General features: G+C 65.9%; 10 protein-coding genes. 2 read left to right on the top strand and 8 right to left on the bottom strand.

Features of this window, described 5'->3' with window-relative positions; genetic code table 11:
• Positions 1-135 precede the first annotated feature (135 nt).
• Positions 136-1188, top strand: coding sequence for a class I SAM-dependent methyltransferase (locus G6N09_RS15290; RefSeq protein ID WP_275985420.1), 1053 nt, complete (start codon positions 136-138; stop codon positions 1186-1188).
• Between the two features lie 32 nt (positions 1189-1220).
• Here the strand turns inward: G6N09_RS15290 and G6N09_RS15285 are convergent, their stop codons facing one another.
• Genes G6N09_RS15285 through G6N09_RS15260 form a run of 6 tightly spaced genes read right to left on the bottom strand, consistent with a single transcriptional unit; the run spans position 1221 to position 9446 of the window.
• Positions 1221-2273, bottom strand: coding sequence for an NAD-dependent epimerase/dehydratase family protein (locus G6N09_RS15285; RefSeq protein WP_083022282.1), 1053 nt, complete (start codon positions 2271-2273; stop codon positions 1221-1223).
• Positions 2274-2322: 49 nt separating this feature from the next.
• Positions 2323-3765, bottom strand: a complete 1443-nt coding sequence (locus G6N09_RS15280; protein ID WP_407662697.1) for a vWA domain-containing protein — start codon at positions 3763-3765, stop codon at positions 2323-2325.
• Positions 3762-4661, bottom strand: coding sequence for an AAA family ATPase (locus G6N09_RS15275; RefSeq protein WP_083022278.1), 900 nt, complete (start codon positions 4659-4661; stop codon positions 3762-3764). Before G6N09_RS15275 ends, G6N09_RS15280 begins: the two co-directional genes overlap by 4 nt.
• Positions 4662-4677: 16 nt before the next feature.
• Complete coding sequence (locus G6N09_RS15270; protein WP_083022276.1) at positions 4678-5931, bottom strand: glutamate-5-semialdehyde dehydrogenase; 1254 nt, start codon at positions 5929-5931, stop codon at positions 4678-4680.
• A gap of 27 nt (positions 5932-5958) precedes the next feature.
• A complete protein-coding gene (locus G6N09_RS15265) occupies positions 5959-7386 on the bottom strand; it encodes a mechanosensitive ion channel domain-containing protein (RefSeq protein ID WP_083022274.1) in 1428 nt (475 codons plus the stop codon).
• Complete coding sequence (locus G6N09_RS15260; protein ID WP_234806857.1) at positions 7383-9446, bottom strand: adenylate/guanylate cyclase domain-containing protein; 2064 nt, start codon at positions 9444-9446, stop codon at positions 7383-7385. The genes G6N09_RS15265 and G6N09_RS15260 overlap by 4 nt, the downstream gene beginning before the upstream one ends.
• Before the next feature lie 178 nt (positions 9447-9624).
• Here G6N09_RS15260 and G6N09_RS15255 point away from each other — a divergent pair, with 178 nt between their 5' ends.
• Positions 9625-10494: a ribokinase gene (locus G6N09_RS15255; protein ID WP_083022270.1), complete on the top strand. Its 870-nt coding sequence runs from the start codon at positions 9625-9627 to the stop codon at positions 10492-10494.
• On the opposite strand, the gene G6N09_RS15250 is transcribed toward G6N09_RS15255, so the two are convergent.
• Together G6N09_RS15250 and G6N09_RS15245 are read right to left on the bottom strand one after the other, a co-directional pair.
• Positions 10478-10873 carry a tautomerase family protein gene (locus G6N09_RS15250; protein ID WP_083022268.1) on the bottom strand — a complete coding sequence of 132 codons (396 nt, stop codon included), beginning with the start codon at positions 10871-10873 and terminating at the stop codon, positions 10478-10480. The two genes, G6N09_RS15255 and G6N09_RS15250, sit on opposite strands and share 17 nt — an antisense overlap.
• Before the next feature lie 39 nt (positions 10874-10912).
• Positions 10913-12967 carry an NAD(+) synthase gene (locus tag G6N09_RS15245; RefSeq protein ID WP_083022267.1) on the bottom strand — a complete coding sequence of 685 codons (2055 nt, stop codon included), beginning with the start codon at positions 12965-12967 and terminating at the stop codon, positions 10913-10915.
• Positions 12968-12978 lie beyond the last annotated feature (11 nt).

Raw genomic sequence — 12978 nt, 5'->3', positions numbered from 1 at the left:
TTACTTGGGCTGCTGGCCGCCACGAGCGTACTGGTGGTACCGCTCCCGCTCGGCGCGGCCGACCGATGCAACTACGCTCATCGGAGGATGCAACGTGGCGTTGCTGCCGCGAAGCGGATGCCAATCGTGTAGAAGATGTCTGTGGAAGATTTTCCGGTGAGCTCAATTGATCGCGCCAAGGCGGCCCAAGAGGCCATGGTCAGGCGTTTCTACACCCGCGCGCAGACCAGCGGTGAAATCCGACTTCCGGCCATGCCGAGCATGCTCGAGGAATACGTCACGATGTGTTCAGCGGTGTTCGCGGGGCTGGGCAAGCCCTTCAGCGAGGCCGAACTCGACCGCCTCAGAGAGGTGCTGGAAGGCCAACTGGCTGAGGCCTACTCACACTCACTGCGCTCCCACATCATCATCTCCTACACCGCCCCGATCGGCCCCACCCTGGACTACACGGTCCGCGCCCAGTGGAACTCCGTCGCGGACGCTTACGCCGCCTGGTTGGACACTCGGAAGCCACCGTTGTTCGGCACGGAACCCGACGCTCGGGTCTGGAATCTGGCCAGCGAGGCCGCCAATCCTGCCGCGCATCGGGTGCTCGAAATCGGTGGAGGCACCGGGCGTAACGCCCTGGCGCTGGCACGCCGTGGGCATCCGGTCGACGTCGTCGAGATGACCCCGAAGTTCGCCGAGATGCTCGTGGCCGACGCTGCGGCGGAGTCCCTGGACGTCCGCGTCATCGTCCGGGATGTGTTCGAACACGCCGACGACCTGCGCGACGACTACCAGATGATGGTGCTGTCTGAGGTGTTGACCGACTTCCGATCGACGGCAGAGCTGCGCAGCCTGTTCGAGCTCGCCGCTCGATGCCTGGCTCCGGGCGGGCGGTTGGTGTTCAACAGCTTCCTGGCGCACGACGGCTACGAACCCGACGCCGCCGCCCGCGAGTTCTGCCAGCAGGTGTACTCAGGCCTGTATACCCGCACCGAGATGGCGGCGGCTTCGGCTGGTCTGCCGCTGCAACTGCTGTCCGACGAGTCCGTGCACGACTACGAAAAGGCGAACCTGCCTGACGGCGCGTGGCCGCCCACCAGCTGGTACATCGAATGGGTGAGCGGACAAGATGCGTTCCGTACTACCCGCGAGGAAAGCCCGATGGAGTTGCGCTGGCTGATCTACCAGCGCACGTACTGAACCACCGGTAAACCGGGCTCGCTGCGGTGGGGTTAGCGGCGAACCATTCCGTCGTCGATCATCTGCTGAAAATGCTCCACAACAGAGATGTCGACGTCCCGGAAGTTGATCGCCAGCTCGGCACGCGAGCGTGAACTGTCCAGGCACAGCGGCCAGCCCACGTTGCGCTCGACGAACGGGCGGGTGAGACCCGCTGCTGGGGCCACCAGCTTCACCAGGAACTTCGGCAACTCGCGTGTCGGAAAAGATAGCCGAGATCCGAAGTGCTGCTGCAACATTCGGCTGAGTTCGAGCATGCTGACAACTTCGGAGTTCACCACGTAGCGCCCCTGGGCACCGGGCGTGTATCCGGCGGTGATGTGTGCCCGAGCCACGTCACGCACGTCGACGCAGCCCATCTGCAGTGCCGGTGCACCCAACGCCATCGACATGTCGATGAAGTGGCGCATCGTGTCCATGCTTCCCGATGCGCTGGCCGTGGTCAGTGACGGCCCCAACACCAGTGAGGGATGAATCGTGACCAGGTCCCAACGTTTCTGGGCGTGCTGGATCTGCCAGGCCGCCCGTTCAGCGACCGTCTTGGAGTAGGCATAGGGCTGGTGATCGAGAGTGCTGGTGGTGTTCCAGTCCGCCTCGGTGAAGCAGTCCTTGCCCAACATGTCCGCGTTGTCACCGAAGATGGCCGCGACACTGCTGGTCAACACGACGCGGGCCACCGAAGGGGCTTCGTCGACAGCGGACAAGACGTTGCGGGTGCCTTCCAGCGCCGGCCGCACCAGCTGCTGCTCGGGGTCGCGGATGGCGCCCAGCAGGAAAGGCGACGCCGTGTGAATGACAAGTTGGCAACCCTGGACTGCGCTGGTGAAGCTGCCCGGCTCAAGCAGGTCAGCCCGGTGCAGACTCAGCTTCCCAGGGTGTCGGGCCGCCAGCGCGTGCAGGTGTTCGAGGCCGTTCGGCTTCTCGGGATCGCGGACCGTGGCCCGCACCGTGTGACCGTCCTCGAGCAAGTACCGCACGATCCAGCTGGCGATATATCCGCTGCCGCCGGTGACCAGCACCGCGGCGCCGGGATCAATCATCGTCATGATTCAACCCTCTCTGATCGCCTCCGCTTTCTCAACGGAGCGCCCCGGTCTAGACCGGCAGCAGCGCGTCGATGACCCCGGCCAGTTGCTTGGCCGAGCGGCATTCATGCATGGCTATCACGTCGGCGTAGCGCGGGACAGCGGAATCCCCACTGCCCCAAAGATGTTGGGGTTCTGGGTTGAGCCAGTGCGCATGGCGGCTGGCGGTCACCAGGTGTGACAGCACACTGACCCCGGGATCCCGGTAGTTGGTGCGGCCATCACCGAGGACCAGCAATGCACTGCGCGGCGACACCACATTCGGAAAGTTCTCGACGAAGGAGACGAAGGCGTTTCCGTAGTCGGAATGGCCATCGCGGGTGTAGACACCGGATTCCCGAGTGATCCGCTGTATTGCCACCGCCAGATCGGCCTCCGGGCCGAACAGATGCGTCACCTCGTCGGTGGTATCGATGAAGGCAAACACTCGAACCCTGGAAAACTGTTGACGCAGAGCGTGAACCAACAGCAAGGTGAAGTGGCTGAACCCGGCCACCGACCCGGACACATCGCATAACACCACCAGCTCGGGCCTGGCCGGGCGCGGTTTGCGCAGCACCACGTCGATCGGAACCCCGCCGGTCGACATCGACTTCCGCAACGTCTTGCGCAGGTCGATGGTGCCGGCACGGGAACGTCGTCGTCGCGCCGCGAGCCGCGTGGCCAGGGTGCGGGCCAGGGGGGCCACCACCCGACGCATCTGACGCAACTGCTCGCCGGACGCCCGGAGAAACTCCACGTTCTCGCTCAGTTGCGGGATGCCGTACATCTGAACATGTTCGCGCCCCAGCTGTTCGGCGGTACGCCGCTTGGTCTCGGCATCGACGAGCTTGCGAAGCTGGGCGATGCGCTGCGCGGCCATCGCCTTGGCGATCTGCTCCTGGGTGGGGCTGGGCTCGTCACCGTAGGGAGCGAGCAGTCCGGCCAGGAGCTTGCCCTCCAACTCGTCCAGAGCCAGCGCCTTGAGCGCCTGATAGGCCGAGAAGGACGGGCCACGACTTGAGCGGTACTGGCCGAAGGATCCGACGATGGCGGCGATCATCGCCGACAATCGCGGATCGGTGTCGGCGAGTTCGGGATTGTCGTTCAACAGATCGAGAAGCAGCGACCGCATGTCCTCGGCGTCCTCGGGCAGCGGCGTGGATTCCGGATCGGCTTCATCCCCGTCGACCACCACTGTGCGCCCGCCCAGCGCGGCGGGAAACCATAGGTCGAACATGGCGTCGTAGGTGTCCCGGTGATCCGGGCGGCGCAGGACTGCACAGGCCAGGCCCTCGCGCAGCACCTCCCGGTCGTCCAACCCGATCACCGTCAGCACCCGCCCGGCGTCGACCGTCTCGGAGGGACCCACCGCGATGCCTTGCCCACGCAACGCCTCGACGAACCCCACGAGATGCCCGGGAATTCCATGCGGGGCCAGCGGCTGCTGCGGGCGGGTACGGCGGACCATCAGTTCAGTCGCAGTTCCCCGGATGCCCGCACCTGGTCGGACTGGTGCTTGAGCACCACCCCCAGAGTTGCTGCGACAGTGGCATCGTCGATGGTGTCCATACCCAGAGCCAAGATGGTGCGGCCCCAGTCGATGGTTTCGGCCACGGACGGCAGCTTCTTGAGCTGCATGCCGCGCAGCACCCCAATGATGCGGACCAGCTCGGCGGCCAGATGTTCGGGCAACTCAGGCACCCTCGACAGCAGAATGCGACGTTCCAGATCCGGGTCGGGGAAGTCGATGTGCAAGAACAGGCACCGGCGCTTGAGTGCCTCCGACAGCTCTCGGGTGGCGTTCGAGGTCAACACCGTGAACGGGGTACGCGTAGCGGTGATGGTGCCCAGTTCCGGGACGGTGACGGCGAAGTCGGAGAGCACCTCAAGGAGCAGGCCCTCGATTTCAATATCGGCCTTGTCGGTCTCGTCGACCAACAGCACCGTCGGATCGGTGCGCCGGATCGCGGTCAGCAACGGACGCGACAGCAAGAACTCCTCGGAGAACACGTCCATCTTGGTGGCATCCCAGTCGCCACCGTGACCCGCAGTGTTGCCGGACTGAATGCGGAGGATCTGTTTGGCGTGATTCCACTCGTACAGCGCCCGGGCCTCGTCAACGCCTTCGTAGCACTGCAGCCGCACCAACTCGGCGCCGGTGGCGGCGGCCACCGCGCGGGCCAGCTCGGTCTTGCCGACGCCCGCCGGGCCCTCCACCAGCAGAGGCTTGCCCAGCCGGTCGGCCAGGAACACCGCGGTGGCCGTGGCGGTGTCCGCCAGGTAGCCGGTCTCGGCCAGGCGGTGGACCACGTCGTCGATGTCGGCGAACAGCGAGGCATGTGGTGCGGGGGTGGTGGGCTTTTCCATGCGGGCTACGGGCTCCTTAGGCGGGACGGGTGTGGCCGTCGCCCCACACGATCCATTTGGTCGATGTCAGCTCCGGCAGCCCCATCGGGCCGCGGGCGTGCAATTTCTGGGTGGAGATGCCGATCTCGGCGCCGAAGCCGAACTGCTCGCCGTCGGTGAAGGCGGTGGAGGCGTTGACCATGACCGCAGCCGCATCGACCTGTTCGCTGAACCGCTGGGCAGCAGCCATGTTGGTGGTCACGATGGCCTCGGTGTGGCCGGTGCCGTATTCGTTGATGTGGTCGATGGCCTCCTCGAGCCCGTCGACCACCGAGAGTGCAATGTCCATCGCCAGGTACTCGCGGCGCAGGTGGTCCTCAGCCGCAGCGTCGTCGGCGTCACCGTGCACGGCAACCCCGGCGGCGGTCAGCGCATCCATCAGCCGCGGCACCGCAGACGCGGCGATGGCCCGATCTATCAGCAGGGTCTCGGCGGCGTTGCACACGCTGGGCCGTCGAGTCTTGGAGTTCAGCAGCACCTGTTCGGCGATGTCCAGGTCGGCGGCCTCATGGACGTAGACATGGCAGTTGCCCACGCCGGTTTCGATGGTGGGCACCAACGCATCGCGCACCACGGCCTCGATCAGCCCGGCCCCGCCGCGCGGGATCACCACGTCGACCAGCCCGCGGGCCTGGATCAAATGGGTGACGGTGGAGCGATCCACCGAGGACAGCAGCTGTACGGCGTCGGCGGGCAGGTCCTCGGCCACCAAGGCGCCGCGCAGCACGTCGACCAGTGCCTGGTTGGATTGCGCCGCGGACGAACTGCCGCGCAGCAGGGCGGCGTTGCCGGATTTGAGCGTCAGCCCGAACGCGTCGACAGTGACGTTGGGCCGGCCCTCATAGACCATGCCCACCACACCGAGCGGCACGCGCTGCTGACGCAGCAGCAGTCCGTTCGGCAGGGTGTAACCGCGCAAGACCTCCCCGACCGGGTCGGGCAGTCCGGCGACCTGACGCAGGCCGGCGGCAATACCGTCGATCCGGTCCTTCGACAGCGCCAACCGATCCACCATGGCCTCGGGCGTGCCGGCCGCACGGGCGGCGGCGACATCGCGCGCATTGGCGGCCAGGATGTCGTCAGAGTGCGCCCCTAGCGCATCGGCCGCAGCGTTCAACGCGGTGTTCTTGGCCACGGTGGACAACGCCGTCAGGGAGCGCGATGCGATCCTTGCTCGGCGGGCGGCGTCGTGGACCTCTTGGCGCAGGTCGGGCAGGACGGGGACGCTCATCAGGCCAGCGTATCGGCGAACGCCCGATCAGGTAAAACGGCCCCGCTGTGTCGACGGCGACGAGCCGCTTCGACCGGACCCGTCACCATTGGCGAACGCGGCCTCACGTCGCTGATCGATCATCCGGCCCAGTTCCTGCAGGAGCAGTGGCTTCGTCTTGACCAGTTCCTCGATGTGTTCACGATCGATCACCACCGCGGTTACCTCCTCCAGTGCGCGAGCATCGAACTGGCTGGATTGGCGGGTCAGGGTGGTGATTCCGAGGAAGGCACCCTGGCCCAGCGTGGCGCCGGCAAAATCCGGGTCCGCGCCGGTGACGCGGACGCTGCCTTCGGTGAGGAATGTCATCGCAGTCGGCACTTGATCGGCATGCTGCAGGGGTTCGTCCGCGCCGTAACGCACCATCCTGGCGTAGGGCGCCAGCGCTTGCTGGTCGGACTCGGTGAGCCGCAGCGCGGGCGCCACCACCGTACGCAGCGCGTCGGCCACCCGTTCGGGTGTACCGAACTCGTCGTCCGCGCCGTCAAGATGCAGTCCCTCCCGCCGGGAGGCGTACCAGAGCCACCGCAGAAAGGTCGCCTGCGCGGCGCTGTCCTCGCTCGGCGAGTCCACCTCGATCGCGGTGCGGTATTGCCCGGATCCCAGGGCAGCCGCATGCGGCGCGGCGCCGCTGGTTCTCATCGGCAGGGCGGTGGCCACCCGCGACAACAGCACACACACCCGATCCGGCGGGTCTTCGACGGCAAAGGTGGTCGTGATGGACACCCGATGGGCGCCGCTGGACCGGCTGACGTTGGTGAACGAGGTTCCGGCCAGAACCGAGTTGGGGGTGATCTGCAGGCCGTCCGCGGTGTTGATGTGCACCGCCCGCCAGTTCACTTCGACGACTCGGCCGCGCGCGGTGGGGGTGGACAGCCAGTCGCCGATCCGGAACGGCTGCTCAAACAGCATGAACAGGCCCGAAACAATCTGACCGACCGAGTTCTGCAGCATCAGACCGATGACCACCGAGGTCACACCCAGCGCGGTAAAGAGGCCGCCGATCCTGGCGCCCCAGACATGAGACAGCGTCAACGCCAGGCCGACACCGATCAGCAGGAAGCGGGCGACATCGACGAAGATGGTCGGTATCCGGCCCCGCCACGAGCCTTTCGGCGCGCTCTGGAAAAAGGTGACGTCGAGAACCGACAGCAGCAGCACCAGCAGGACCACGCCAAACGCGGTGTAGATGATCCGTACTGTGGGATCCTCACCCCGTACTCCGGCCACCTTCGCCAGCAACACCAGCAACGCCCCCAGCGGCAACAGGTAGTTGCGGGCCAGCGCCACCGGCCGAGCCAGATGACTTCCTCTGCGCGCAAGCGCGCCATGACCTTCGGTGAGCAGGACCAGGCCCGTGGGAAATCCGACTGCGACCCCGATCGCCCAATAGAGCCACGGCCCGAAGACGTTCACGGTGCCTCCGTCAATCTCCAGGCCTGTTCTTCGGCGTCACCACTTCTGACGGTGCCGACCAAGACGAATTCCTCGGTGTCGCCGAGCATGTCACGCACCGACTCAGTGACGTAGATGCCGGATTCCGGCGTTTCCCTGCGCAACTGATACGCGAGGTTGACCGCAGAGCCCCACAAGTCATAGGTGACGCCGGATCGGCCGACCAGTCCGCTGATCACCTCGCCGGTGTTGACACCGGCCCACAAGCTCAGCCGGTAGCCGGACTTGACGGCGAACCGATCGACGATCCGCTGCATCTCGCACGCGAACTCCGCGATGCGATGGACGCCGTCAAGCCGCGGCGTGGTCAGGCCACAGCCGGCGAGATAGCCGTTGTACATGGTCCGAATTCGTTCCACTCCCACCGCTTCGGCGGCCGCGTCGAACTGTCTGACCAGTTCGTCGACGATCGTGACCAATTCGCTCGCGGAGACCTCCGTGGACAGCTGGTCGATGCCCTGCAGTTCGGCGTAGATCACTGTGACGTTGTGATGTTGATCGGCGATGCCCTGCTCGCCCCCGCGGTAGCGCTGTACCAGCGACTCCGGCATCAGGGACAGCAGCAGTTCATCGTTCTGCTGGCGCTGCTCGTCGAGTTGGGCCTGCTTGGTCCGAAGGCTGTAGCTCATGTCGTTGAATGCCTTGGTCAGCTCGCCGATCTCGTCGGAGGACCGGGGCTGCACTACCGCGCTGTAATCGCCGGCGCTGATCCGTTGTGCGGCGGCCTGCAGTCGCCGGATCGGTTGCAGGAAGAGTCGGGCGGCCAGCATCGCCAGCACACAGATGGCGAAGATGACCGCGGTGGTGGCCAGCACCACTCTTCTGCTGAAGGCGGTGACTCCGGCGAAGGCATCGGAGTACTCCCTGGTCGCCAGGATCGACCACTGTAGGTCCGAGTTCGGCACAGTCAATGGCGAGTACGCGGTCAGTTCCCGCTTGCCCAGGTAGTCGTAGCCGCTGGTCAGCGTGCCGGTCTGACCGCGCTGTGCGGCCTGCAAGCCCGGTCCGTTCACCGGCTGCACCAAGGTGGTGGTCCCCAGCCGTAGCGCCCGCTCCACCGTCGCCTGCGACGTGCCGGCCTCCACGGCCTCCCTCCGGTATCGCTCCGGATCCTCCAGGAACAGACGCGAATCGGAGCGCATCAAGTCGTCCGGACCGGCCAGGTATGTCTCCGTCGTCTGGCCCAGCCCGGCGGCGTCCCAGTCACGGTCGGCGGTCATGATCCGGGTGATCTTCTCGCTGGGCAGAGCCAAGGCCATCACGCCGTCGACGGCGCCCTTGTTTCCGACCGGCGACACCAACCAGGCGGTGGGGGTGTCCAAGTTGGGTTGGTAGGTCTCGTAATCGGTGATCCACACGAAGTTCACCGCGTTGGCCGCCAATGCCTTGCGGTAGGCGTCACGCAGACTGGACTCACGGTAGGGGCCGGTGAGCACGTTGGTGCCCAGGTCCACCCCCTTGTTGACCGAATAGACCACATTGCCCTGGGTGTCCAACAACAGCGCGTCGAGGTATTCGTTGAGGTGGACGGTTTGGGCGAAGAGATCGTTGTACTGCGCGTTGGCCGCCGACCACGCACTGCCGTCACCGGCGTCATCGAGGTTCCTGGCCGCCCCGGCCGCGGTGTAGTGCGCTTGCAGGTAACGCTGAGCGTTCGACGTGGGCAGTAGCGCGGCGAGGTCGGCCTGCTCGTCGGTGCGTTCGGCGAGTGCCTTGGTGAAGCGGTCCTGGTAGTAGCCCACGATGCTGCGCTGCTGCTCGGGTGTGACTGCGGCAGTGGCGAGTTCGTTGAATCCGGCGGAATACGCCTTGAGTGCACTCGTCGCGGTTACTCCCCCGCTGAAGACGACCAGCGAATTGGTCATCTCTTCGAACAGGCTGCTGACAGCACGCCGCTGCGCCTCGCGCGCCACCACCAGTTTGTTGATGCCGGCGCGCTGCAATTCTTGTGCGCCGAATTGGAACTCGACGAATCCGACGACCGCAACCGACACGATGCTGGTGAGCAGCAGAACAACCATCAGCTTGGTCTTTATGCTGAGCCGCGACGCCAACCGTTGATACCGGGGCTCATTGTTTGGTGTCGTCACTGTCGACAGTGCCGGGTCCACTCGGCCGCTCCCTTCCCCGGTTGCCGGATGGTTCTCCACCCTAGGGGATACGCGACATCCCGCGTTCGCGAATGCCAAGCTGGAACCCATGGCGACGCGGGTGTGCGTGGTGGGCAGCGTGAACTCCGACTGCGTGTTCGCCGTCACCGCGCTCCCCCGCCCCGGCGACACCGTTGCGGCCTCCCCGCCCAGCACCCACCCGGGCGGAAAGGGCGCCAACCAGGCAGTGGCTGCGGCACGGGCGGCAGCGCTGGTGGAGTTCGTCGGTGCCGTCGGTGACGACAACGCCGGATCGCGGCTGCGGCGGCACCTGCAGGACAACGGCGTCGGAACGGACGGCCTCTCGACGGTGGCCGGCCCCAGTGGCTCGGCGGTCATCACGGTGGATCCGGCCGGCGAGAACACCGTCATGGTGGTCCCCGGGGCCAACGCGCACCTGAGCCTGGACTCGGTCCAGCGTGCCCTGATCTCGGGTTGCGACGTGTTGCTGATGCAGCTGGAGATTCCGGTCCCGGTAGCGCTGGAGGCCGCCACCCTTGCCCGCTCCACCGGCGCGACGGTCATGCTCAACGTGTCGCCGCCTGCCGCGGACCCGGCTGAGCTGGCCGGGCTGATCGACCTGACGGACGTGGCGGTGGTCAACGAATCCGAAGCCGCGCACGTCGGTCACCAGGTGCCGCACCTCGTGGTCACTCTCGGCTCACGCGGAGCGCACTATCGGGGCGACGGCGTAACCCGCAGAGTTCCTGCACCAGCGGTAGCTGCCATCGACACCACGGGTGCGGGCGACGTCTTCGCGGGCGTTCTGGCCGCCGGATGGGCGGGTGGTATCGACCATGCGTTACCACGCGCCACCGTGGCGGGGTCGTTGGCAACTCTGGTGGCCGGAGCGGGAAACTGTGCCCCGCGCATCGCGGCGATCGACGCCGCGCTGGCTGGCGTCACACCTGAACTGTGAACCCCAGATCGACATCGGAGGCCGCCTGCCCGCCCCGGATACCCCAGTTGTCGCGATCCGACTCGTGCAGGGTGATCATCACGTGGTCGCCTGGAATACCAAGTTCTGCAAGATTTTCAACGATGCCGGCGTAGAGCAGTCGCTTGGCCTCCACTGACCGGCCGGAGAAACAGTCGATGGAGACCAAGGTCCGGAACTCGGGCTGGGCGAGCTGTGCGGGCACCGCGAAGCGGTGCGGCTCATGCACCACCAACCGGACGTTCTTGTCCTTTGCCGGTATCTGGAAAGCGGTCACCAGAGCGCTGTGGACGGCGTCGATGATCGCGACTTCCTCGGCCTGCGAGTAGTGGCGGCGAACTTCGATCAAGACAGTGGGCATAGTCCTACCTTCTCAGAGCGTCGACCTCAGGCACTTGGCCTACTCGGGTGGAATGTCCCGTTCAATCTCGTCAAGCCAGATCCGCGCGGACATGTCCGATGGAGCCCGCCAGTCTCCCCGTGGCGACAGCGCACCCCCGTGTGACACCTTCGGCCCATTGGGCAGCGCGGACCGCTTGAACTGGCTGAACGAATAGAACCGCTGGGCAAAGACTTTCAGCCAGCGACGGATCTCCGCCAGGGTATAGGCCGTCCGTCCGTCCGCCGGGTAGCCCGGTGGCCAGGAGCCGGCTGCGGCGTCATGCCAGGCATGCCATGCCATGAATGCGATCTTGGCCGGCGCGAACCCGTGGCGTAGCACGGAAAACAGCGTGAAGTCCTGCAACGCATAGGGGCCGACGGTGTCCTCGCTGCGCTGGATCTCCTCACCCTCACCCACCGGAACCAGCTCAGGGCTGATCTCTGTGTTGAGCACAGATGCCAGCACGGCGCAGACGTCGGTGTCGAACTCACCGGAGTTGATCACCCAGCGAATCAGGTGCTGGATCAGGGTTTTGGGAACCCCACCATTGACGTTGTAGTGCGACATCTGATCGCCCACCCCGTAGGTGGACCACCCGAGGGCCAGTTCGGACAGGTCACCGGTGCCCAGCACGATGCCGCCGTGCTGGTTGGCGATCCGGAACAGGTAATCGGTACGCAGGCCGGCCTGGACGTTTTCGAACGTGACGTCATAGACGGCCTCACCCCGAGCGAAGGGATGTCCGAGTTCGGTCAACATCAACTTCGCAGTGTCACGGATGTCGATTTCAGCGAACGTCACCCCAAGCGCCTTGCTCAATGCGGCGGCATTGGCCTTGGTGTGGTCACCGGTGGCGAATCCGGGGAGCGTGAAAGCCAGAATGTCACTGCGCGGGCGGTTTTCCCGGTCCATGGCCCTGGCGGCGACGATCAGGGCGTGTGTGGAGTCGAGCCCACCGGATACCCCAAGGACCACCTTGGGGAAACTCAGTGCCCGCAGTCGCTGCTCTAGACCCGACACCTGAATGTTGTACGCCTCGTAGCAATCCTGCTGCAGCCGCTGCGGATTGGAAGGAACGAACGGGAACCGCTCGATCACGCGGCGAAGTCCGATATCCCCGGCCGGTGGTGACAGGCGGAATTCGACGGTGCGGAACTGCGCCGCCGCATCCCGATGCTGTCGGCGGTTGTCGTCGAAGGTGCCCATCCGCAGCCGCTCAGCGCGTAGCAATCCCAGATCGACGTCGGCTACCGACCTGCGTGCACCGGTGGGAAAACGCTCGGTCTCGGCCAGCAGTGTGCCGTTCTCCCAGATCATCGTCTGGCCATCCCAGGCCAGATCGGTGGTCGACTCGCCCTCGCCGGCGGCGGCATAGAGGTAGGCAGCCAGACAACGTGCCGACGCAGACCGGGCCAGCAGCGCGCGGTCCTCCGCCCGCCCGACGGTGATCGGACTGCCCGACAGATTGGCCAGCACCGTGGCTCCCGCCAGCGCCGCGCCTGCGCTGGGCGGAATAGGTACGAACATGTCCTCGCACACCTCGACGTGCAGGACCAGCCCGGGCAGGTCTGTCGCGGTAAACAACAGGTCTGGCCCGAATGGGACCTGCGCCCCGCCGATTCGCACCGCCGCATGCTCCCCGGTTCCGGCTGCCATCTGGCGGCTCTCGTAGAACTCCCGGTAGGTAGGCAGGTAGGACTTGGGGGCCACCCCGAGAATCCGCCCACGGTGGATGACCACGGCCGTGTTGTACACCCGGTGCCCGTGGCGCAGCGGCGCCCCTACCACCAACACCGGCAGCAGCGCCTCCGAGGCGGCGGCGAGCTCGACCAGTGCCGTTTCGACGGCATCGAGGAGGGTGTCCTGCAACAGAATGTCGTCGATGGAGTAGCCGGACAGCGTGAGCTCGGGAAAAACGGCGACCGCGACGCCGTCGTCGTGACACTCCCGGGCCAGCCGCAGTACCGACTCCGCGTTGGCGGCCGGGTCGGCGAGAGTGGTGCGGTGAGTGCACGCGGCGACCCGCGCGAACCCGTGACGGTAGGCGTTGAAGAAGTCCCCAGAAGCGTCCATTACCTGCCATT

It is taken from the genome of Mycolicibacter minnesotensis (genome assembly GCF_010731755.1).
GTDB classification, from domain to species: domain Bacteria; phylum Actinomycetota; class Actinomycetes; order Mycobacteriales; family Mycobacteriaceae; genus Mycobacterium; species Mycobacterium minnesotense.
This window is presented reverse-complemented; position numbering and strand designations above follow the sequence as displayed.